28 protein-coding genes are annotated in these 21,721 nt (G+C 69.5%); 17 read left to right on the forward strand and 11 right to left on the reverse strand.

Translation table 11 applies throughout. The features are described 5' to 3' along the window. Positions 1–36: 36 nt before the first annotated feature. The 9 genes from VF092_10110 to VF092_10150 all read left to right on the forward strand — a co-directional run bounded on the left by VF092_10110 (position 37) and on the right by VF092_10150 (position 4,501). Entirely contained in the window at positions 37–408 is a 372-nt protein-coding gene (locus tag VF092_10110) for a hypothetical protein (GenBank protein ID HEX6747631.1), read from the forward strand. 183 nt (positions 409–591) lie between these two features. Next, on the forward strand, positions 592–771 hold the full coding sequence (locus VF092_10115; protein ID HEX6747632.1) for a hypothetical protein: 180 nt from the start codon (positions 592–594) through the stop codon (positions 769–771). 311 nt (positions 772–1,082) lie between these two features. Further along, positions 1,083–1,553 (forward strand): M15 family metallopeptidase, encoded by a 471-nt coding sequence (locus VF092_10120; GenBank protein ID HEX6747633.1) that lies wholly within the window; start codon positions 1,083–1,085, stop codon positions 1,551–1,553. A gap of 33 nt (positions 1,554–1,586) precedes the next feature. Next, the gene (locus tag VF092_10125) at positions 1,587–2,033 is read left to right on the forward strand and encodes a hypothetical protein (protein ID HEX6747634.1); all 447 of its coding nucleotides are present in this window, start codon (positions 1,587–1,589) and stop codon (positions 2,031–2,033) included. 12 nt (positions 2,034–2,045) lie between these two features. Continuing rightward, complete coding sequence (locus VF092_10130; protein ID HEX6747635.1) at positions 2,046–2,477, forward strand: hypothetical protein; 432 nt, start codon at positions 2,046–2,048, stop codon at positions 2,475–2,477. Between the two features lie 7 nt (positions 2,478–2,484). Next, positions 2,485–2,958 (forward strand): hypothetical protein, encoded by a 474-nt coding sequence (locus VF092_10135; GenBank protein ID HEX6747636.1) that lies wholly within the window; start codon positions 2,485–2,487, stop codon positions 2,956–2,958. 31 nt (positions 2,959–2,989) lie between these two features. Further along, positions 2,990–3,634, forward strand: a complete 645-nt coding sequence (locus VF092_10140; protein HEX6747637.1) for a hypothetical protein — start codon at positions 2,990–2,992, stop codon at positions 3,632–3,634. After that, the gene (locus VF092_10145) at positions 3,634–4,050 is read left to right on the forward strand and encodes a hypothetical protein (GenBank protein ID HEX6747638.1); all 417 of its coding nucleotides are present in this window, start codon (positions 3,634–3,636) and stop codon (positions 4,048–4,050) included. Before VF092_10140 ends, VF092_10145 begins: the two co-directional genes overlap by 1 nt. A 202-nt stretch (positions 4,051–4,252) precedes the next feature. Further along, positions 4,253–4,501, forward strand: coding sequence for a hypothetical protein (locus VF092_10150; GenBank protein HEX6747639.1), 249 nt, complete (start codon positions 4,253–4,255; stop codon positions 4,499–4,501). 69 nt (positions 4,502–4,570) lie between these two features. On the opposite strand, the gene VF092_10155 is transcribed toward VF092_10150, so the two are convergent. Then, a complete protein-coding gene (locus VF092_10155; protein HEX6747640.1) occupies positions 4,571–6,139 on the reverse strand; it encodes a hypothetical protein in 1,569 nt (522 codons plus the stop codon). Next, complete coding sequence (locus VF092_10160) at positions 6,136–7,449, reverse strand: hypothetical protein (protein ID HEX6747641.1); 1,314 nt, start codon at positions 7,447–7,449, stop codon at positions 6,136–6,138. Before VF092_10160 ends, VF092_10155 begins: the two co-directional genes overlap by 4 nt. Before the next feature lie 206 nt (positions 7,450–7,655). Here VF092_10160 and VF092_10165 point away from each other — a divergent pair, with 206 nt between their 5' ends. Beyond that, entirely contained in the window at positions 7,656–7,964 is a 309-nt protein-coding gene (locus VF092_10165; protein HEX6747642.1) for a pinensin family lanthipeptide, read from the forward strand. A gap of 77 nt (positions 7,965–8,041) precedes the next feature. On the opposite strand, the gene bla is transcribed toward VF092_10165, so the two are convergent. After that, positions 8,042–9,028: a class A beta-lactamase gene (gene bla, locus VF092_10170; protein ID HEX6747643.1), complete on the reverse strand. Its 987-nt coding sequence runs from the start codon at positions 9,026–9,028 to the stop codon at positions 8,042–8,044. A 147-nt stretch (positions 9,029–9,175) separates the two neighbouring features. Here bla and VF092_10175 point away from each other — a divergent pair, with 147 nt between their 5' ends. Further along, positions 9,176–9,475 carry a GNAT family N-acetyltransferase gene (locus VF092_10175; protein ID HEX6747644.1) on the forward strand — a complete coding sequence of 100 codons (300 nt, stop codon included), beginning with the start codon at positions 9,176–9,178 and terminating at the stop codon, positions 9,473–9,475. A gap of 203 nt (positions 9,476–9,678) precedes the next feature. Here VF092_10175 and VF092_10180 read toward each other — a convergent pair whose 3' ends face one another. Next, positions 9,679–10,041: a hypothetical protein gene (locus VF092_10180; GenBank protein ID HEX6747645.1), complete on the reverse strand. Its 363-nt coding sequence runs from the start codon at positions 10,039–10,041 to the stop codon at positions 9,679–9,681. A 135-nt stretch (positions 10,042–10,176) separates the two neighbouring features. Continuing rightward, positions 10,177–10,734, reverse strand: coding sequence for a GNAT family N-acetyltransferase (locus VF092_10185; protein HEX6747646.1), 558 nt, complete (start codon positions 10,732–10,734; stop codon positions 10,177–10,179). Positions 10,735–10,852: 118 nt separating this feature from the next. On the opposite strand from VF092_10185, the gene VF092_10190 reads away from it, so the two are divergent. Continuing rightward, positions 10,853–12,508 (forward strand): FAD-dependent oxidoreductase, encoded by a 1,656-nt coding sequence (locus VF092_10190; GenBank protein ID HEX6747647.1) that lies wholly within the window; start codon positions 10,853–10,855, stop codon positions 12,506–12,508. 119 nt (positions 12,509–12,627) lie between these two features. Then, a complete protein-coding gene (locus VF092_10195) occupies positions 12,628–13,329 on the forward strand; it encodes an SDR family oxidoreductase (GenBank protein HEX6747648.1) in 702 nt (233 codons plus the stop codon). Between the two features lie 122 nt (positions 13,330–13,451). Here VF092_10195 and VF092_10200 read toward each other — a convergent pair whose 3' ends face one another. Further along, positions 13,452–13,658: a hypothetical protein gene (locus VF092_10200; protein ID HEX6747649.1), complete on the reverse strand. Its 207-nt coding sequence runs from the start codon at positions 13,656–13,658 to the stop codon at positions 13,452–13,454. A gap of 189 nt (positions 13,659–13,847) precedes the next feature. On the opposite strand from VF092_10200, the gene VF092_10205 reads away from it, so the two are divergent. Then, positions 13,848–14,225, forward strand: a complete 378-nt coding sequence (locus VF092_10205) for an HU family DNA-binding protein (GenBank protein ID HEX6747650.1) — start codon at positions 13,848–13,850, stop codon at positions 14,223–14,225. Next, a complete protein-coding gene (locus VF092_10210; GenBank protein ID HEX6747651.1) occupies positions 14,222–14,632 on the forward strand; it encodes a hypothetical protein in 411 nt (136 codons plus the stop codon). Before VF092_10205 ends, VF092_10210 begins: the two co-directional genes overlap by 4 nt. Positions 14,633–15,288: 656 nt before the next feature. Here the strand turns inward: VF092_10210 and VF092_10215 are convergent. The 3 genes from VF092_10215 to VF092_10225 form a co-directional block, all read right to left on the reverse strand. Continuing rightward, a complete protein-coding gene (locus VF092_10215; GenBank protein HEX6747652.1) occupies positions 15,289–15,576 on the reverse strand; it encodes a hypothetical protein in 288 nt (95 codons plus the stop codon). Then, entirely contained in the window at positions 15,564–16,808 is a 1,245-nt protein-coding gene (locus VF092_10220) for an Ig-like domain-containing protein (protein ID HEX6747653.1), read from the reverse strand. Before VF092_10220 ends, VF092_10215 begins: the two co-directional genes overlap by 13 nt. Before the next feature lie 173 nt (positions 16,809–16,981). Then, positions 16,982–18,319 carry a hypothetical protein gene (locus tag VF092_10225; GenBank protein ID HEX6747654.1) on the reverse strand — a complete coding sequence of 446 codons (1,338 nt, stop codon included), beginning with the start codon at positions 18,317–18,319 and terminating at the stop codon, positions 16,982–16,984. 225 nt (positions 18,320–18,544) lie between these two features. Between VF092_10225 and VF092_10230 the strand changes: the two genes are divergently transcribed. Next, positions 18,545–19,018, forward strand: coding sequence for a hypothetical protein (locus VF092_10230; GenBank protein HEX6747655.1), 474 nt, complete (start codon positions 18,545–18,547; stop codon positions 19,016–19,018). 84 nt (positions 19,019–19,102) lie between these two features. Here the strand turns inward: VF092_10230 and VF092_10235 are convergent, their stop codons facing one another. Beyond that, positions 19,103–19,789 carry a HEAT repeat domain-containing protein gene (locus VF092_10235; protein ID HEX6747656.1) on the reverse strand — a complete coding sequence of 229 codons (687 nt, stop codon included), beginning with the start codon at positions 19,787–19,789 and terminating at the stop codon, positions 19,103–19,105. 150 nt (positions 19,790–19,939) lie between these two features. On the opposite strand from VF092_10235, the gene VF092_10240 reads away from it, so the two are divergent. After that, entirely contained in the window at positions 19,940–20,365 is a 426-nt protein-coding gene (locus tag VF092_10240; GenBank protein ID HEX6747657.1) for a hypothetical protein, read from the forward strand. 366 nt (positions 20,366–20,731) lie between these two features. On the opposite strand, the gene VF092_10245 is transcribed toward VF092_10240, so the two are convergent. Beyond that, on the reverse strand, positions 20,732–21,721 hold a 990-nt coding region (locus VF092_10245; protein HEX6747658.1), incomplete at its 5' end, for a tail fiber domain-containing protein.

Consider the following 21,721-nt stretch of genomic DNA (forward strand, 5'->3'; position numbering starts at 1 on the left):
GGCGCACGCCACCCCGTCCCACCGCCGGAGGACCACATGAGCAAGCCTGCACGCACCATGTTCGTGTTCGGGATCTACCTCGCCCTCCTGGGGTTGACCCTCGTCGCCGTGCCGAACCTGCTGCTGGGCGCGTTCGGCTTCCCGCCCACGCAGGAGGTGTGGATCCGTGTGGTCGGCATGCTCGTGTTCATCCTCGCCTTCTACTACCTGGAGGCGGCGCGCCACGAGTGGGAGGGGTTCACCCGCCTCAGCGTTCCCGCGCGGATGAGCGTGATCGTGTTCTTCGGTGTGTTCGTGCTCGCCGGCCTCGTCTCGCCCATGCTGCTGCTGTTCGCCGTCGTCGACTTCGCGGCCGCGGCGTGGACGCACTTCGCCCTGCGCGCGGCCCGCGCGCCGGCCGTCGCGTAGCCTGTGATCCTGGAGGCACATTCGTGAGGGGCGCCGCGGGGGAGGGGGGCGCCCCTCGTCTCATTCCCGGCGCAACATGCTACATTCCGTTCGTTTTGTGTCTGTAGGTATAATTCTTGTAATGAGTTACGGGTACAAGTGGGCGGTAGATGGGAGGGGGAAACTTCAACCGGAAGGGCGACGATGAAGAAGGTGACGCTGAACCTCGAGACGCTGAACGTACAGACCTTCGCACCGATCGATCCGCAGCGGGAGAACCGCGGAACGGTGCTGGGAGCCGAGGGCGCGATGACGCTCCCCGAGTACTGCATCACCTTCACCTGCGGCGACTCGCGCATCCGGCCCTGCTTCGACGGCGGCTGAGGTTCCATCACCGGACGATCATAGACGGAGGGGCGCCGCGGTCGCGGCGCCCCTTCGCTCGTCCGCCGCGCGGCGGGTCCGGAGCCCGATCCGCGGCTTTCGTACGGATCCCACGCGGCACCCGCCGGCGGAAGTGGCTGGGATGTCACTACCTCGCGGATACCCGTTCGATCGTCGCGATCTGAAAACATGTGCATTCACGGCCAACTTCATCATTGTGCCGCGTGCCGTTCGCGGTAGATTCGCATCATGCGGGGCGCGACGAACCCGCCCCCGCGTGAGCCTCCCATCCCACCATCCCGCGAGAGACCATGAGCAACTTCAAGCTGGGGACCCGTTCGCGAAGCGAGCTGAAGGGCGTGCATCCGGACCTGGTGGCCGTGGTGGAGCGCGCCATCGCGCTCACCGTGCAGGACTTCGGCGTGCACGACGGCATCCGCACCATGGCCGAGCAGAAGAAGTTCGTCGCCGCCGGCGTCAGCAAGACGCTGGACTCGCGGCACCTGACCGGCCACGCGGTGGACCTGGTGCCGTTCATCAACGGCCAGCTCAGGTGGGAGGACCAGCCGATTTACAAGATCGCGGACGCGGTGCGGATGGCCGCGAAGGAGCTGGAGATCCCCATCCGCTGGGGCGGCGCGTGGGACGTGCTGCTGACCGAGTCCACCGATTCGCCCGAGGAGATGGTCGAGGACTACATCGCCCGTCGGAAGGCGGCGGGGAAGAAGGCGTTCATCGACGGCCCGCACTACGAGCTGCCGCGCGACAAATACCCGGCGTAGCTGCGGGATCTCCTCCGTCCGGGGAGGGAGACGATGGACCGGCTGGACGTGGCGACGAGCAGGGTGCAGCCCGTGGCGGCGGTGCTGGCGGGGGTGATGATGGTGCCGCTGGCCCTCGGCAGCATCGCCAGCGGCGTGGCACGGGGATTCGCGGCGATGCCCATCGTGCTCGGCCTGGCGCTGCTCGCGATGTTCGTCCTGGTGATGGGGCTGGTGCGCCGGGGCCGGCGGAACTCGGTGCGGTATTTCTCCGGTCAGGGGCTGGAGCGCGGCGACGGGCGCTTCCTGCCCTGGAGCGAGCTGGAGCGCGTGGTCTACCAGGTCCGGACGCGCCCCCAGGGATCGATGCTCTGGCGCACGGAGATCCGCTTCCGGAGCGGTGAATCGGCATGGCTCCTGCCGCTCCGGGTCGCCAACTTCCGCGAGGTCAGCGAGTTCGTCCACCGCCTCCCCTGCGAGCACACCGAAGTGAGCGTCTGAGCTCGACGCACCATGATCCGTCCATCTCCATCCCCCGTGCGCACCGTGGCCGCAACGCTGCGTCTTCTTGCCGCCGCCGTCACCACCGTCGCGTGCGCACCGCCGTGGACCACTATCCCCGCGTACGCGCCGCAGCCGGAGTGCGACTCGGTGGTGGTCGCGCACCGGGCGAACCCCGCGGCGGCGGTGGACCAGGAGCCGGAAGTGGCCGAGATCCGGCTCCCGCCGAACGCGCCGCGCGTGGTGCGGGGGAAGTCGTATACGCTGAAGTTCGTGGTGAGCGAGGACGGGACGATCGATCCGGCCAGCATCGAGATCCCGCTGGCCCTGCCGCCGGAGTACGCGGCCCACCTGCGGCAGTCGCTGGCGCGGTGGCGCTTCGAGCCCGCGCGCGCCGGCGAGTGCCGTGTCCCCGCGACATACGCCAATCTCCTGCGCCCCTGACGTGATGATGATCCGCATCCTGGTGGCATCCGCCCTCCTCACGATCCCCGCCACCGCCGCGAACGGCGGGAACGCGGCGACGGTGCGCGCGTGGCAGGCGGACTCGGCGCACACGCCGGTGCGCGGCAGCGCCGAGCGGAAGGCGATCCTCGACGCCATGCGCGCGCACCGGCGGCGCTTCGACGCGGCGCCGGTGATCTTCGTCGTCCAGCACCTGCGGGTGCAGCGCGGCTGGGCGTGGCTCGTGGCGGCGCCGCAATCTCCCGACGGCCGCTCGCGGTTCGAGGAGGAAGGCGCGCTGCTGCGACGCCGCGGCGCGCGCTGGGAGGTGGTGGAGACGATGCCCGCGGTCGGCGAGCGCGAGGGAACGGCGCTGGAGCGCGACTGCGCCTGGTTCGCCGACCTGCGCCGCCGCTTTCCCGCGCTCCCCGCAGCGATCCTCCCCGCGGAGGGGCGGCGGCCGTGTCCCCGCGGCGGGTGACGACGAGCGCTTCCGCCTGATCAGCCCATCCATGAAGATCGTCCGCCTCCTGGCCGCGAGCGCCCTGGTCCTTACCGCGTCCGCCGCGCGTGCGCAGGGGAGCACGGTGCGGGCGGACAGCGCGGCGTTCGCGGGCGCGGTGGTCTTCAGGCTGCGCAACGGGCCGAACCCGCTCGACATCGTGGGCAACGGCGGCGGGGGGATGGTGTTCGTGGCCTGGCGCGAGAACTACAACGCGCACGGCTACGCCCAGGTCGCGTTCTACGCGCGCGGCCGCTCGATCCCGGAGGACTCGGTGCTCTGGCAGCTCGTCCCCTTCTTCGGCGGCGAGCGCGGCTTCGACGTGGCGCAGACGCACATGGGCGCCGACTGCGTGCTGGTCGACCTGCGCGTGGTGCGGCCGCGGCGCGGCGGGCCGGTGGCCGTCGTCGTCGGCGAGCGTGAGCACGGCGACTCGTACATCGCCGAGGAGACGGTGCGCTTCCACGTCTACCGCCTGGAGACGAACCGCGACGGCGTGCCCGGGTGGCCGCTCCATCGCTTCGAGCACCAGCGCACCATCACCCCCACCCGCCGGTACTGCGACATCAACGAGGCCTTCCGGCGCGAGCTGGGGCTCGGCGCGCACGGCGCCGTGGCCGCGGAGTTCGGCAGCGCGGAAGCGGAAGAACGATGATGAAGACGATGACGATGCGGATGCTGGCCGCCGCGTCCGTGGCGGCCGCCGGGTGCGCGACGATGGCGCGCGCGCCGGACGTGCAGGCGCGGCTCGGCGAGGACTTCCGCCTCCCGCGCGGCCAGACGGCGGCGATCGCCGGCCAGCCGCTCACGGTGCGCTTCACGGGGGTGACGTCGGATTCGCGCTGCCCCATGGGCGTGCAGTGCATCCGCGCGGGCGAGGCGCGAGTGCACGTGGAGCTGCGCCTGCCGCGGCGGGAGATGGAGGACGTGGTTCTGGCGACCGCGCCCGCGCGGCCGCAGTACGCCTCGTTCGGCGCCTTCGACGTCCGGCTCGTGGCGCTGGAGCCGCCGCGGCGCACCGACATCCCGCATCCGCGCTACGTCGCCACGCTGCGCGTCACTCGCCGCTGAATTTTTTTCACGCAGAGGGCGCAGAGGTCGCAGAGAACTCACCGCGCGGTGGGTTTCCTCTGCGGCCTCTGCGCCCTCTGCGTGAGACTTTCTTTTGGGGATCTCAGTGTCCACATCTACAAACCTTGCGTTCATATAATTTAGTCTGCAAATGTTAATGGCCGATGTCATCTCCACTCGTCCCCCTCCCGGAGGTGGTCCCATGGCAGGCAAGCTCAACCCCGACGCGCTGAAGGTGGAGTCGTTCGCGACCATGTCCCCGGTCGGCTACAACGCCGCCGCCGCCGGCGACGCCATCACCGCGCCGCAGACGTGGGAGAAGTGGCTGGACTCGTGCTGCTACATCTGCTATCGGACGGGTCCCACGATGTGCGACTGGTGCTCGACGAACCCGCCCGTGTATCCGCCGAGCGACCCGGCCATCTGCCCCATCACGGTCGCCGCCGCCTGACGGGCACGCACGGGACGAGAAGAGCCGCCCGAGGGGGCGGCTCTTCTGCGTCCTGTCCGCGCGGCGGCGTCAGGGGGTCGGCATCGCCGCGTAGCGCGCCTCGAAGGCGCGGAAGGCGAGCTCCAGGTCGCGCTGCAGCTTCGCGCGCGGGCTGGCCGCCGCGAACGACGCGCAGCGCGCGCCCGCGAAGCCGCCCGCCGTCGGCGCGCACTCCGCCACCGGCGCGAACGTCCGCCCGTCGCGCCACACGCTGGCCCCGCCGACGAACGCGTGCTCCAGCGACGTCCTGGCCATCGCCTTGAGCGCCGCGTAGTCCAGCCCCTGCTCCTGCACCGCCTTCTGGTACTCGCGTGGCATCTCCGAGCGCGCCACGCCCTGGTCGTCCGTGGCCAGCGCCACGGGCACGCCCCAGCGGCGGTAGACGGCCAGCGGGTGGTCGCGCCCGCGGATGCCGAGGATGGCGTCGTTGCTGGTGAGCGCGATCTCCACCATCACCCCGCGGTCGCGCATCTCGCGCAGCAGCTCGTACGGGCGGTCCTCCCACATCACGTCCACGCCGTGGCCGATGCGGCTCGCGTGGCCGAGCTCCACCGACTGGCGGATGTGGAAGCGCATCCCCTCGGGCGGCACCAGCCCGGGGGACAGCTCGCCCGCGTGCAGACTGATCTTCACCTGGGGATAGAGGCGGTGGAGATAATCGATCATGCGCATGTGCAGCGTGAAGTCGCGCATGGAGATCAGCCCGTCCTCCGGCATCACCAGGTTGAAGCCGACCACCCGCGGGTCCGCGCGCGCCAGCTCGAAGCCGGTGAGGATCTGCGCGAACACCTGCGCCGGTGGCCGCCCGCGCCCGACCTGGTAGAGCCACCGCACGGCGACCTCGCATCCCGCCCCGCCGCCGCGGGAGGGCGTGCAGCGCAGCACCGTGTCGCGCCGCGCCTCCACGCGGGTGAGCGCGTCGCGCGCGGTCTGCACCACGCCCGGCATCCCCGGCCGCAGCGCGGCCAGCGCCGCCGCGAAGTCCGGCTCGCGGCCGGGCTCGAACGCAGTCGCCGGGACGTTCGAGGCGAGCTGCGTGGCCGCCGGGCCGTCGGCCGTCAGCATCAGCTCCAGGTAGCTCACGTTCCCGTCGGCCGCGCGCGCCTGCGCCTCGGCCAGCTCGTCGCCCACGCGGCGCGGCAGGGCGCCGAGCCTGGTGAACGCGTCGAAGAACTGGTCGTGCCCGCTGCGCTGCGCCGGGTTCCAGTTGCGCATCGACGCGGCGTCGATCAGCTGGCCGTAGAGCGTGGCGTCGTTCAGCGCGTCGGCCACGGGGATGGTGTCGCCGTGCGACCCGGCGCAGCTCGCGCGGACCATCGCCAGCGCGCGGCGGCTGACGCAGAGCGAGTCCTCGGCCGCCCAGCGCAGGAAGCTCTCCGCGTACACGGCGCCGGAGAGGTGGCTGTGCAGGTCGGCGCCCTTGGGCATCTCGCGCACGAAGGCGTACAGCAGCGGCGGCCGGTCGCGCACGGCGGCCAGGTACGCGGCCGTGCGCGCCTCGTTCGTCGCCTGCGCGCGGGCGGGAGGCGCGGCCGCCAGCGCGGCGGACGCGAGCGCGGCGGCGGTCGCCGCGCGGCGAAAGGTGGCGGCGGCGCTCAATCGATCCGCCGGAGCAGGGCGTTGAACACGTCGCGGCCGATCTCGTCCGCCAGCCCGTCGACCAGCTCGCGCACCGTCTCGCGGCCGTATCCCCGGTCCCCCTCGTCGAAGAGCACGCGGTCGGACATCGGCAGCTCGAGCGTCCGCCAATCTCCCTTGTACTCGGCCTTGCGGAACTGCGCGCCGGAGCGGGCGGTGGCGCTCCCCTGGTCGATCACGCTCCCCCAGCCACTGGCGTCCACCACGCGCCACGTCACGCGCGCCCACGTGTCGAGCCGCCCCTCGCGGACCGTGTAGGCGGTGTCCGCGCCGGAGCGGGTGCGCGCGGTGCGGCGCTGCGTCACCACCTCGCCCTCGGTCTGGCGGAGGCTGTCGAGCGCCATCACCACCACCAGCCGCGCGCCGATGCGCTGGCCGAGCCGCGCTCCCTCGGACGGTTCGATGGCGCCGCGCCCGTAGCCGCCGCGGTCGCTCTCGTCCAGCACGTCGATCCACTGCGGCGGGCGGCGCCAGAAGTCGACGGAGAGCGAGCGGTTGAGCGCGGGAAGGACCTGGTCGGGGAGCCGGTTGCGCGTGGACGGGGTGGTGCCCACGGGGAAGACGGCGACGCGCACCGTCCCCCGGCGCAGCGCCTCGCGCTGGAGCGACTCGGCGGCGCCGGCGGTGCCCAGCCCCAGGGTGGCGGCGGCCCCGGCGCGCTCGTACGCCGAGCGGTAGCGCCCGGCCGACATCTCGCTCTCCGCCCAGCCGTACAGCGCGTCGTAGCGCACCTGGTCCAGCCGCCCGCGCACCGCCGGCCCCGGCTCCCACTGGCGCGAGGCGCGGTCCAGCCAGCGCACCGCCTCGGGGTAGTTGCGCGCGCTCATCGCGCTGCTCGCCATCGCCACCGCCTGGTCCGACGCGCGGTCGAAGGTGGCCCGGCGGCGGGTGGGATAGTCGGCGGGGACGGCCAGCTGCACGCCGACCGACGCGGCGTCGGCGCGGAGCGCGTCCAGCCGGCCGAGCGCGTCCGCCGCGTCTGCGTAGCGCCCGGCCTGCGCGTCGGCATCGGCCTCGCGCAGGAAGTCGCCCATCGCCTGGTCGCCCGTCTGCTGCAGCCGCGCGCCGGCCTCGGTGAGCGTGCGGTCCTTCTTCAGCGCCTGGATGTAGCGCGCGGCGGCGTCGGCGGGGCGGCCCTGCTGCTCCAGCTGGACTCCCTGCTCCAGGCGCTTGCCTGCGCTGGCGCAGGCGGCGCCCACGGCGAGGGCCGCGAGCAGTGCGACGCCCAGGCGGAGACGGGTTCGGGAGAGGTGCGTCGGTGTGCGGCGCATGGTAGGTCCGTGCGGGGTCGGGGTGGCGGCGTGCGGCGGGACCTGCACGCCCTGTTCGGCGCGACTCGGGCTGCTGCGCGGGCGCGGGCCGCGCACCCTGCCGGGGGCGCGACTTCGCAGAAATATTTGCCCGCCTGTACGGCTTACGTTTCGCGCATTATTTTGTAACAGGCGGCAGTTCACCATCCAACCGATTGGACGAAGACATGAAGAAGCTCAATCTGAGCCTGGAGGAGCTTTCCGTCGAGAGCTTTGCGACCACCCTGAACCTGCAGGGCGTGGGCACGGTCCACGGGCGTGACGCCTCGGAGGGCACCGACTGCTGGAGCGTGTGCGGCGGAGCCTTCTGCAGCTGGGACTGCCACGCGGGAACCGGCCCCTACTGCAACACCGCCGCCGTCACCTGCGAGTACGGTCCGACCATGAACCCGATGGACACGAACTGCCTCGACGCGACCATGGCGGGCGAGACCTGCAACGGCGCCGACACCTGCTACGACACCTGCCCGATCTGACGTTCGCACGGCCGGGGTCCCAGCGCGTTCCCGCCGCCCCGCGCTGGGGCTTCGTCCGTTTTGCGACGTAATGATTGTCATTCGCGGATGCGCACGGCCCGGTCGTACACGGCGCGGGAGATGAGGGCGATGGCGCGCTCCGCGGCCTCCTGCCCGCGCGTCGCCCGTTTGGTGAAGACGGCGATGGCAACGCGGCGGCCGTCCGGCAGGGTGACGATTCCCACGTCGTTGACCACCGCGGTGATGCCGTCGGCGTCGCCCGCGGTCCCCGTCTTGTGCGCCACGCGCGCGCCGGCGGGGAGCATGCCGCGCAGGCGGTTGGGCCCGGTCCGCGTCTCCGTCATCATCTCCAGCAGCAGTGCCGTCGAGCGGGGGGAGAGGAGGCGCCCGCGCGCGAGGGAGACGAGCAGCCGCGCCATTCCCTCCGGCGTGGCGGTGTCGCGCGGGTCGCGGAGATACGCCTCCATCGCGGCGCGGCGATTCGCATCGCTCACCCGCGCGGCCAGCGAGTCGGAGATGCGCTTCGGCTCGCGTCCGGGCACGTACAGGACGCCGCGGAAGTCCAGCGCCAGCCGCCCCTCGCCGCGATCCACGCGCACGCCGGTGACGCCGAGGGCGCGCATCGTCCGCGTCACCCCCGCGGGCCCGCCGGCGAGCGGGAGGAGGAGGTCGGCCGCGGTGTTGTCGCTCTCGCTGGTGGAGAGCCGCAGCAGCTCGCGCACGGTGTAGCGCGCGTCGTCGTCGGGATGTCGTTCCGCGATGGGACTGTGCCCCGCGCGCAGGTCCGCCGCGGCGACGGGCATCTCCGCGTCGAGCCGCACCTGCCCCGCATCCACGCGGCGCAGGAGGGCGATGGCGAGCGGGAGCTTGAACACGCTCTGCATCGGGAACCGCTCGCCGCCATTGACCACCACCATCTCCCCCGTCCGCAGATCGATCGCCGCGGCGCCCACGGTCGCGCCCGACGCGGCGGCGATGCGCTCCATCTCCCGGCGCAGCGCGGCGGCGGAGGTGTCCTGCGGCGCGGCGTGGAGGAGCAGCGATGCGGCGAGGGTGGCGAGCACGGGTGGAAGATGCGGCGGCGGGATCGGCGGTGATGGTGAGGAGAACGTACGGGTGCGGGGCTGGATCGAGCAAGCGGGGCGCGTGCCTTGCCGGGCGCGTTATCTTCCGGAAACCACCGGCGACTCACGATTGGGGATGGAGGGACGATGGCGGAGGAGGGGACGCGCGTGGAGGTGACGCGCAACGAGGCCCAGGAGCAGTGGGAGGCGCACGCCGGCGGGGAGATGGGCGTGCTGACGTACTCGGAGCAGGATGGGAAGCTGTTCCTGCTCCACACCGAGGTTCCCGAGGCGCTGGAGGGGCAGGGGATCGCCGGCCGGCTGGTGCGCACCGCGCTGGACTTCGCGCGGGAGAAGGGGAAGAAGGTGGTGCCGTTCTGCCCCTACGCCCGCACCTGGATCCACCGCCATCCCGAGTACGCGGACGTGGTGGCGGAGGAGGATTGAGGGTGTTTTCGCCGCGTGAAGATGGGCGGGTACACCACGGGCGGGATTCGACGGGCGGGTAAACCCGCGTCTGGAAGATTGGGAAGCCTGCTGCGCAGGCTGCGCGCGAGAGGTCCGGGCGTCCCGATCGCCTCCCGTGAAGTCGCACGTTGTGGAAAAGCCTCGCGATTGCGAGGCTTTTCGCGTCCGGGATCAGCCGATGCTTATTCGGCACAGCCGACCTCGCACGTAACGGTGCACTCGAAGGCGCAGGTGACGTGGCCGCAGGTGGCGTACTCGCCGCAGGCCGTGTTCGGCGTGCAGCACCAGGTGTCGCAGGCGGTGCCATAGCAGGTGGGCTGCTGCGTGTACTGGCAGCCTCCCGCCGTTCCACCGCATCCTCCCCATCCGTCGCTCCCGCATTCCGGCGGGCAGGTGCCGCCGCAGGTGGCATCGGGCGCACAGGTCTCGTAGCTGTAAGGTTCGGTGTCCCCGGCGCCGCGCACCGTGCCACGGTTGGATGATGCGGGCGTGGTGTCGAACGACTGCACCGCCAGCGACTCGAGCTGCAGCGTGAGCTTGCGCATGGTAAGAGCTCCCGTCGTGGTGAGTGTGGATGACGTCCCTTGTACGATCCGCATTCGGTGACACCCCTCACCACGCGCTTCCCGACGTTCAGCAGGCGTTCACCGACAGGGTAGCGGGAGGTTCCGGATTGCCGCTCAGTCGGGCCTCTGCGCTCTCGCCCACTCCTCGCGGGTGATGCGCCAGACGCCGATGCCGGGCATCTCCTTGAACATGGTCGTCTTCCACAGCGTCATCCCGTTGCGCCGGGCGACGGCGATGGAGCGGTGGTTGTCGGGGTGGATGAGGGAGATGACGTGCGGGACGGCGAGATTGCGGAACGCCCAGTCGCGGCAGCCGACGGCCGCCTCGGCGGCGTAGCCGCGGCCCCAGAACTCGCCGCCGAGCGCGTAGCCGACCTCCACCTCGTCCACGCCGTCGATGTGCTGCATGATCAGCCCGCAGCGCCCGACGAACGCGCCGTCGTCCTTCCGTACCACGGCCCACTGCCCCCACCCGTGCTCGCGGTAGTGGTCGTCCCACCGCTGCCGCTGCGTGGCGACGAACTCGTCGAGCGGGGGCGGGGGATACGCGGCGATGAAGCGCACGACCTCGGGGTCCTGGTAGAACTCGTGCATCCGCGCGAAATGGTCGTCGTTCAGGCGGCGCAGGCGCAGCCGCGTGGTCTCGAGCACCGTCTCGCCGCCGTCCGCCATCGCGTGTCTCCTTCGTTTCGGGTGAAGCCTTGCCACGGATGTTAGCTTGCCGATGGCGTCGCGTCACGCGGGGACCCGAAGCTGTCCCCCGTCCCCCATTCCCCGTCCCCTGAAGGTCATGGCCACCGACCTCGAGATCGCGTTCCCGCGCCTCACGCACGAGCAGAAGATGGCGCTCTGCCCGCTGGGCCACCGGCGTGACATGCAGGCGGGCGAATTCCTGTGGCGCGCGGGGGAGCGGGGGTTCGGCTTCTTCGTGGTCATCTCCGGCCGCGTGGAGATCCTCGACACCTCGGGCGACGAGCCGCGCCGGGTGACCATCCACGAGCCCGGCGAGTTCACCGGCGACGTGGACGTGCTGACCGGGCGCGGCAGCCTGGTGGACGCCCGGGTGATCGAGCCCGGCGAGGTGCTGGAGCTGGACGCCGCCGCCGTGCGCCGCGCCGTGGGCGAGCTGCCGGAGATCAGCGAGATCCTGCTGCGCGCCTTCCTCACGCGCCGCACGCTGCTGCTGAGCCAGGGCTACCAGGGGATCCGCATCATCGGCTCGCGCTTCTCGCCCGAGGCGCACCACCTGCGCGAGTTCTGCAGCCGCAACGCCATCCCCTACACCTGGCTGGACCTGGAGGCCGACCCGCGCGCCGACGAGCTGCTGCGCGCCTTCGGCGTGGGGCCCGAGCAGACGCCCATCGTCATCGGCCGCGACGGCAAGTGGGTCAGCAATCCGTCGCCCGCCAGGCTCGCGCACTACATGGGGCTGGACGTCCACGTCTCTCCCGGCGACGTGTACGACCTGGTCGTGGTGGGCGCGGGTCCGGCCGGGCTCGCCGCCTCCGTCTACGCCGCGTCGGAAGGGCTGCGGACGCTGACGCTGGACGGGGTGGCGCCGGGCGGGCAGGCGGGCACCAGCTCGCGCATCGAGAACTACCTGGGCTTTCCCACCGGGATCAGCGGCGCCGACCTGGCGCGCAAGGCGCTCCTGCAGGCGCAGAAGTTCGGCGCGCAGATCTCCGTGCCCGTGTCCGTGGCCGGGCTGCGGCTGGAGGGCGGGCTGCGCATCGTGAGCCTGGAGGACGGGACGGAGGTGGCCGCGCGCTGCCTGCTGGTGGCCAGCGGCGCCGAGTACCGCACGCTCGACGTCCCCGGCATCCGCCCGATGGAGGGCGCCGGCGTCTACTACGCGGCCACGGAGATGGAGGCGCGCCTCTGCGGCGGCGACGACGCGGTGATCGTGGGGGGCGGCAACTCGGCCGGGCAGGCGGCGATGTACCTCACGCGCTTCGCCCGCACCGTGCACGTGGTGATCCGCGGCGACGACCTGGGGAAGAGCATGTCGCGCTACCTGGTGGACCGCGTGGAGAACGCGCAGAACGTGCGGGTGCACCGCGGCTGCGAGGTGGTGGCGGTGGAGGGGAACGGCGCGCTGCACGGCGTCACCGTGCGCTGCGCGGACACGGGCAAGGAGGAGCGCATCGCCACCCGCGCGCTCTTCCTGTTCATCGGCGCGCGGCCGCGGACGGAGTGGCTGCGGCGCTGCGTGGAGCTCGACCGCTCGGGCTTCGTGCTCACCGGCCAGTCGCTGCCGCCCACCGCGCGCGAGCACCCGGTGTGGCGCGCGGCCGGGCGCTCGCCCTACTTCCTGGAGACGAGCCTCCCCGGCGTGTTCGCCGCGGGCGACGTGCGCAGCGGCTCGGTCAAGCGCGTGGCCTCCGCCGTCGGCGAGGGGTCGATGGCGGTCAGCTTCGTGCACGCCCACGTCGGCGCGCCGGGCTGATCATCCAGAAGTCTCTCACAGAGGTCACGGAGAACACAGAGGAGGCAGGGAGATGCAAGGCTGTTCTCCGTGTCCTCTGTGCCCTCTGTGAGAGATCAAAAAGCGGATCGGGAGGGCGTGTGGCGGAGACGAGGACGGCGCTGGTGACGGGCGGCAACCGCGGGATCGGGCTGGAGACCTGCCGCCATCTCGCGCGCCGCGGCTGCCGCGTGATTCTCGGCGCGCGCGACCAGGCGCGCGGCGAGGAGGCGGCGCGCTCGCTGGCCGCCGACGGCGAGGTGGTCTGGCGGCGGGTGGACGTGGCGGACTTCGCCGGCCTTCCCGCGCTGGCGGAAGAGATGGAGCGCGAATTCGGCGGCGTGGACGTGCTGGTGAACAACGCCGCCGTGCTGCTCGACGAGTGGACGCCCGTTCTCGATCTCCCGCTCGACACCGCGCGCGAGACCTTCGAGACGAACTTCTTCGGGGTGCTGGCGATGTGCCAGGCGTTTCTGCCGGGGATGATTCGGCGGCGGTTCGGACGCGTGGTCAACGTCTCGTCCGGCGCCGGGCTGCTGTCGCAGATGGAGGGATACGCGCCCGCGTACTCGATGTCGAAGGCGGCGCTGAACGCGCTGACGCGGCAGATGGCATACGCCGCGCGCGGCCGCAACGTGCTGGTGAACGCCGTCGACCCCGGCTGGGTGCGCACCGACATGGGCGGGAGCGGCGCGCCCCGCTCGGTGGAGCAGGGCGCCGACACTGTCGTCTGGCTCGCCACGCTGCCGGACGGCGGCCCTACCGGCGGTTTCTTCCACGACCGCCGCCAGATCCCGCTGTGATGAACACAGCCTTCACCTCGCCCCGACGGGGTGATCGCCTGTGCTGTAGAATGCGAGAACGTGCAGGGGGCGCCCCATCCGGAGCGCCCCCTTGCTTCATCCGACCGCGATCGCGCCGTGCCTCAGCAGTAGGACGACCACGGCTGGACGTCGCACCACGGCGGGGCAGGGCACGAGTAGCAGGAGTACTGGATCCCCGTGGGCTCGCACTCGATGCCACTTTCGTAGGTGTAGGTGTGGGCGTGCACGGTCCCCCCGCCGCCCTTTTTTCCCGCCGTGTCCAGGGAGTGCACCTTGATCTGGTCGAGGTTGAGCTTGAGTTTCTTCATGGGCCGCCTCCCTGGAGCAGGAGAAATGAGCCGCGACGTTGCGGTACGTCTATCGTACCATCGTTCGGCTGCAATCGACAATGAGCATCGAAAGGCCATTATCTGCAATCCGCCGCCTCACCCGGGAAAATCCCCGCGTCGTCCCGACTAAGTACGAGGTCCACCCATCCGCCTCGTACCGGAACGACGATGAACAGACGAGAGCTGATCCGCACCCTGTCCGAACGCGCCGGGCTGACGCAGGCGCGCGCGGCCGACGCCGTGAACGCGCTCTTCGACGCCGCGGAGGGGATCATCCCCGAGAAGCTCAGGGCGGGCGAGCGGGTGCAGATCCCCGGCTTCGGCACCTTCACGCGCAAGGACCGCCCGGAGCGCGCCGGCCTCAATCCGCGCACCGGCGCGGAGATCACCATCGCCGCCTCGAGCGCGCCGGCGTTCAAGCCCGGCCGCGGCCTGCGCGACGCGATTCTGGGCGAGACGCCGACGCGCGGGACGGTGATGCGCGGCCGCCGCGGCCCGCGCGGGACGTCGAGCGCCGGACCGCGGAATGCGGGTCCGATGCGATGAGCACGCTGGCCCAGGCGCGCCAGGACTACTACGAGCTCTCGGGGAAGGCGAGCGACGCCGCGCGGCAGCTGGCCTTCGCCGGGATCGCGGTGATCTGGGTGTTCAAGTCCGAGACGAACGGCGTCGTCTCCGTCCCCGACGCGCTCGTCCTTCCCGGGCTGCTGATCGTCGCGGCGCTCTTCGTGGACCTGCTGCAGTACGTCGCGGCCGCCGCGCTGTGGGGCGTCTTCACCCGCGCGAAGGAGCGCCGCGGGACAAAGCCGGACGACGCCGTCACCGCGCCCGCCATCATCAACTGGCCCGCGCTGGCCTGCTACGGGCTGAAGATCGCGCTGGTGCTGTGGGCGTACCTCTGCCTGGGCCTGTACCTCCGAAGCCTGGTCGCACGCTGGTACGATCTCCCGTGAGACCGAATCGCCGGATTAACTGTGCATTGGAGGAAGGAACAGGCCTGGCATGTCATTCCGAAGGCGCTGCACCGCCCTGTCCTCCATGCCAATGTCGTGGCGCCTGAGGAATCTGTGGCCGGCTCCCGAGCCACAGGCCGCCTGTCGCTCGGCGCATGCCATGGATTCCACGGGCGCCGCCCAGAATGACATCCGATCGGAATGCACCATTAATTCCGGCAGCCGGTATGAGACCAGATCCGGGTGAAGCTTGGTGCGTCCGACCGGATTCGTGCTGACGCGATGATAGATCCTTCGGCCTGCAAGCGCTTGCACAGACGCTGGTTACGGTCTGGCCGGCCTGACGTCAGCGTGGGATCGGCCCGGATGCATCGACCCGACTCCCGGATCCGCTGAGCGCCGTCACCGCCGGTGGAGGATGGCCTCCAGCCGGGTTGCCCGAATCAGCGCTTCCAATTCGGCTGTTTGTCGGTTGAAGGATGGCTCGTCAGATTTACTTGGCCCGTTCCGTCGGCATTCATGATGTAAATCTCGCTGTTCCCGTCCCGCCAAGTTGCGAACACGATCTTCGAACCATCGGGGGACCATTTCGCATCTGTATCGTACCCAGGTTCGGAAGTTAGCTGAACCTGATCGCCTCCATTTGCGTTCATGATTCAATAGCGATAGCCATTCGAGTCATTGCGGCGGAACAAGATTCTCGTACCGTCAGGTGACCAACTTGGCTCGATTTCATAAGCCGGGCTATTGGTTACGTTCACCAAGCCTGTACCATCAGGATTGATAACGTAGATATCCAGCCACCAGTCCACAAAGGTGATCTTACTGCCGTCTGGCGACCAAGCTGGACTACCACCAATTACACCGATCCGGGTTGGATTAGAGCCATCCGACTCCATTACATGAAGTTGCCAGTTTCCCCCTCGGGTGCTCAGGAATGCCATCTTGGTCCCGTCGGGGACCATGTCGGTTCTTCGTCCTCGGCAGGATCATTCGTTAGATCCCTCAGACCGCCGCTACCATCAGAGTTTACAACGTAAATATCCGGGTTTCCGCTACGATTACTGACAAAGGCAATCTTGTTCCCATCCGGGGACCAGGTTGGATCAGAATCAACGTGGGAATCAAATGTTAATCTTATTTCCCCCGTCCCGTCAGAGTTTATAACGTATATTTCAGGGTTCCCGCCTGCGCTGCTCATATGCTCTCGGATAAATGCTATTCTTTTGCCATCGGGAGACCAAACCGGTAGCAAATTTTCATTCCAACTGTTCACGTTACTGTACACGGTGCTATAGGTTAAGCGTCTCAAACCATTCCCATCCGCCTCCATTATATAGATTTCACTAGCAGATGGGTCAAAAGCCGGGCTATCTCGATTGCTCGCAAACGCAATAACACCACCTAGGACCGTAAATGTTACCGAGTCAGCTCGGCCTTGTACGGTGGCGAAGATGGTCACGATCCCTGGCGCCAAACCTGTCACAAGGCCATCCTGATCAACACTGGCAATAGTTCGGTCAGAACTCGACCAGACGATTGGCTCCCCACTAAGTAATTCATCATGAAGGTCGTACACTGACGCGAAAAACTGTTTGGTACTGCCAACTGTGGTCTGTGTGACTGCCGGTGAAACTTTGACGCTATTAACGATACCAGCCTCGATCCGGAACCTAATTCGAAGGGTTCGCCCGTATACAACGGCTACGTAGCTGTTGTTAACGTTCTTAACTTCCTTTGCGGTTCGTACGAGATCTACGTCGGCGTGTCCAAGTTCAGTTCCGCCAGCCAGAACCTTAATGCGATAGTTTCGCGCTGGATCAAGAGAATACTGATCAGTGCGCCAGTCAACAAAATACTGCTCGTTGACGATATCAACGTGGACAGTTTCCGCACCAGGTCCGCTCGTCATGGTATACTGACCAATGACATTTTCGCAGGACGTTGTCCAAACGCAAATTTGGACTATAGGCGAAACAGCTGAATCGAACGTCCCTGTTGTGTTTGGAGGTGTTGCTATGGGTTGTAAAAAGTAAAAGTGCGGCCTACCTCCGTACCGAGCGTCCAAGATCTCAGCGCGGAAACTAGGAGCGGATGAATCTGGAGGTGTTGCCAAGTCGCTGCAGCCAAGAGCGATCAGTAGCGCGAAAGCGACCCATCTCTTTTCTCTAGCCATCGGTTCACCTGACCTTCTCAATAAGATAGTTGGAAGAAGTTCGCTTACAGTCGGCACTGTGTCGCACGTGGGCGACGGAAACACCCGGCGCATATTATCATCACAGATAAGATGCTCACGTCCACACTATCAATGCAAGCGTCACCACATCCGCTATCTCTCAGGTTCGATTCTTAGCGGCGGAGGATGGCTTCCAGCGCCGGATCGCGCCCGGCGAAGTAGTCGCGCGACGTCATGCGTACGCGGATCTCCGGCGTCACGCGGTCGGCGAAGAGCTCGGTGTCGAGGTACGGGCTGCGGGGCTGCGTCTTCCGCGCCCCGTAGCTGTGCACCTTGTCGGCGAAGTGCAGCGTCAGCCCGGAGCTGGGCATCACCAGGTTGCCGCCCTCGGACCAGAACTCCATCCCCTCGCCCGGCCCGTCGCCCACGATCGTCGCCCGCGCCCACTGGCGGATCTGCGCCACGTGCGTCAGCCCGGCCGAGAAGGTCGCGCGGCCGGTGATCACGTAGAGCGGGAGACGGCGCTCGCCCACCGCCGCCGCCAGCCGCTCCACGAACGGCCGCGCGATCTGCAGGTTCCCGCCCGTGTTGAAGCGCTCGTCCAGCACGATTCTGGAGATGGAATCGCCCGCGAGCGCGGCCAGCACCCGCTGCGTGAACGCGTCCATGGTCTCGTCGCGCATCTGCACCGCGCGGTTGTGCTGGATGTAGAGTGTGCGCTCCGTGGGGAGCCATGCGATCCAGTACGCCCGCAGCGGGTCGCGGAGATAGAGCGGCAGCCGCGCGGAGTCGGCCGGCAGCGCGCTGGCCCACGGCCCCTGCGCGCCGGGATGCAGGGGCGACAGGTCCCACCACGCCTCCGTCGGCTCCGTCGAGTGGCGGAGCGGGAGCGGCTCCAGCACCCGCTCGCCGCGCCGCCCGTCGCGGCCCACGAAGGTGACGGACGGCGGCGCACCCGGCGCGCAGACGTGCAGCCCGGCCAGGATCTCCGGGCTGGTCATCGTGTAGCCGGCCATGTACTCGCCCCACGCGTCGTTCCCCGCGTACAGCGGCCGCACCAGGCGCCGCACCTCGTCCACTCCCCGCCCGCAGATGCGCAGCAGCCGCGCGCCGAGCAGCGCCTCGTAGCCCGGCTGCGCGCGGACCACGAACAGCCCGTCGTCGAACCACCACACGCGCACCGGCAGCCGCCGCACCTCGCTGCGGTTGCGCACCAGGTACAGCCGCGTGTGCGCGTTCTCCGCCATCGCCACGGCGCGCGCCAGCCCCACGATCACCTCCTCGTTCGTCAGGCGATCCGCGGAATCGGAGAGCGCCGCGACGGCCGAGCGGAACCGCGCCCGCGCCTCGTCGCCGAAGCTGCGGTCGCGCGCCAGGAACGAGTCCGCCGCGAAGCGCAGGTCCGCGCGCCACCCGTCCGGCGTCATCGACGTGCGCTGCGGGTGGACGGGCACGGCGGCAAGGACCGCGGCCGCGAACGTGAGAAGGAAGACGGTTCGCCGGTCCGGCATCGGGGCTCGCGGGTTTGCAGGGGGGGAGGGGCGGGAGCGTTTGTTTCTTCGATGGCGAGGCGCATCCAGGGGTTTGAACCGATCCGGATGCAGGTTCACCCGGCACGCGGGCGCCGCCGCATATCCAATCGTTGCTCCCTTCGCCGTGCGACCCTATCGTTCGCGGAAAGCCCCTGCTCCTTTCCGCCCAAAATAGTGCGATTCTCCCTCTCCCCCGGTATCTCCATGAAGACCTACTTTCACGTCACGAAAAAGAGCAAGCTCCCCGAAATCCTGGCCGGCGGGCTGAAGCCTTCCTCGGGGATCGCGGAGGGCGGAATGAGCGCCGACTCGGGCGAGGCGAGCAAGTACGCGGAGCAGGACCGTGGGCTGATCTACATGTGGACCAAGGTCGGTTACACGGACAAGTTCAAGAAGCATAACGAGACCTATGCGCTCATCGTGGTGCGGCTGGACGACCAGTTCGACGGGGCTCACGTCGGCGTGACGAAGTTCGCGGTCCAGGAGGGCAAGACGAAGGATACGGTGGGTCTCACGACCGTGGTCTGCGACGCCACGATTCCGGTGACCTCCCTTTTCTACTGGAGGGAAGAGGCACACAGGAAAAACTGGAACGAGCTCCGCCCGCTGACGAAGTGGGGCGCGTTCAGCATGGCCATGGAGAAAAAAGACACGGAGATCTGGGGTGGCGACGAATAGACGCTCGTCGCCACGGCGTACGGCAGCGGCCCCGCTCCCGGTCCGGAGCGGGGCCGCGTCTTCATCGGCATACGTGGGGGACGGCTATGGCTGCAGCGGCGCGCGGAAGCCGTTGCGGGCGACGTAGTCGAGCGCCACGCGGCCCTCGGGCGAGTGCACGGCGCCACGGCGGTGCAGGTCGCGCAGCACGGCACTCCCCGCGTCGCCCATGTCCGCCAGCGTCCACACGGCCACGGCGGGCGCGTCGTAGCCGTCCGCGGGGTTCGCGTCGCCCGTGGCGATCGTGGTCAGATAGGCGAGGGCGCGGCGGCGGTCGGGCGCGAGGGAGAGGAGCCGGAGCGCGGCGCGGCGGACGTTGGCGTCGTCGCTGCGGCGGTGGATGCGCTCCAGCCGGGCGCCGGTGCCGGGCGCGGCCGTGCGGGCGAGCGTGATGACGGCGGCCTGGCGGACGGCGGGATCGTCCGAGCGCAGCGCCAGCCGCTCCAGCGCCAGCTGCACCGCCGGGTCGGCCGCAGCGGGGTCGGCGGCCGAGAGCGTGACGGGCGCCTCCGCGGCCATCGACGCGCGGCCGGGGAGCGGCTCCTCGGGGCGGCGGACGGACGAGGCGGGCAGGGTGATGCTGTACTCGACGCCGTTCTGCTCGCGCACGCGCAGCTCGTACCCGGACGCCGTGCGCACCAGGCGGCCGGCGTCCTCCTGCGCCCGCGCGGAGGCGGCGAGCAGGTGCATGGGGACGACGAGAAGCGGGATGGCGCGGCGGATCGGCATCATCGTCCACCTCGGAAAAGGGTCGTGCGTGATGATACAACGCGCCACGCCGCGGGTTTCCGACGCGATCACAGGCGTTGACGCGGACACCGACGCACCGCGTATTGAAGCGGGAAGAGTCATCCTCGCGATCCCACTGACACGGAGGCGGCGATGCGGCGAATCCCGGTCTCGGTCTGGCTGGTGCTCGGGCTGGCCGTGGCCATCCACGCGGACTGGCACCTGGCGCGGCCGGCGCACGGCCATCACCGGCTGAGCTTCGACTGGCCGTACCACTGGGTGACGGCGATCCCGGTGTTCGTGCTGGCGGCGTGGATCGTGTGGCGGCGCTGGCCGGACCGGCTCGCCGCGGCATCCGCGCTGAACCTGGGGCTGGCGCTCGTCGCCGCGCAGGTGCTGGAGCCGCTGGCGGAGCAGGTGGGCTACTTCCACCGCTTCGCGCTGGGGATCGAGCCGGAGCGGTGGCCGGCCTTCCTCACCTTCACCGGCACCGGTCTGCTCGCGTACGCCTGCACGCTCGCCCTGCTGCGGATGCGCATGTCCCCGCGCGCGGAAACGGCGGCATCTCCCGCGAGCTGACTGCGACGTCCGTGAATTCGATCGATGCACCCGGACTGGATGCCAGGCGGCGCCCGAGGAATCCATGGCATGCGTCCGAGCGACAGGCGGCCTGTGGCTCGGGAGCCGGCCACAGATTCCTCAGGCGCCTACGATTTGGCATGGAGGACAGGACGGCGCAGCGCCTTCGGAATGACATCCTTTCCTCCAATGCACAGATGATCCTGAGATTGGGTGCGAGAGTGCATCCCCTGCGCAGCGAGGCTGGGGAGGCAGCATCCCCCCGATGACGTAGTTTGCAGAGCTTGAGATGTGATTAAAAGAAGGCGCCGCGGACGGGAATCGTCCGCGGCGCCTTTTCACGCGATCAGAGGACGCTCGCGCCGGCTATGGCTTCGATGCGGCGGCGTCGCGCTGGAGGAGCGCCTGCACCTGCGCCCGGAGCTCGGCCACCTCGCCGTGCAGCCCGGCCACCTCGCCGCGCAGCTGGGAGACCTCGGCGGTGCGCTGGTCGAGCTGCTGCTGCAGCGACGCCGTCCGGGCCTCGAGCGCCTTCACCCCGGCGAAGTTCACCCCGTCGATGTCGCCCAGGCCGATGGTGGTGGCCCCCAGCCCCAGCCCGAACGCCGCGTAGAAGTCCTCGGCGAACGGACCCATGTGCCGGATCCCCGGATCGGCCCCGATCATGTTCCAGGTGGTCACCGGCACCTGGCGGATGCGGAGCAGCACGTCTTCGCCGTCCACCGCCGCGAAATGCTCCTTCACCGTGCGGCTCGACGCGCAGGTCCAGCTGGGCACGGCCACGGTCAGGTCGCACCCCACGTTGCCGCCGGCGCCCGGGGTGTTGCCATTGGAGGCGGTGCTCACGCGCAGCCGGAACCCGCCGTTGTAGCGGGCGCGGAACTCGTTGTCGGCCTGGTTGCGCACCGAGTCGGTGGTCGACTCGTCACCCATGGCCATGGTGCCGGTGTGCGTGTTGTTCGACGCGCGATAGCCGAGGGCCACCGAGTAGTCGTTGTTGGCCGTGGTGCGGTAGCCCAGCGCCACCGAGCCCTGCCCGCCCGCGCGCACCGTGTAGCCGATGGCGGTGCAGGCGAACCCCGAGCAGACGTTGCTGGCCCCCGCGCTGAACCCGGCCGTGCCGCTGACCGTGACGCCCGAGCCGAAGCCCACGCCCACGGTCGAGCTCACCGTCACCTGGTCGCCGTAGGCGAAGGCGCCGTAGCCGCTGGCGATCACCTGGTTGCCGCCGGCGAAGGTGAAGTCGTCCATGTTGGCGTCGTCCCAGTTGGTCTGGGCGGTGGGGACGCGCCCGAAGCGGACCGAGCCGCGGCAGGGGTGCCAGAAGAAGAAGGTGCCGGCGCCGCCGCCGGTGGG

This window comes from Longimicrobium sp., from assembly GCA_036377595.1.
Lineage (GTDB): Bacteria > Gemmatimonadota > Gemmatimonadetes > Longimicrobiales > Longimicrobiaceae > Longimicrobium.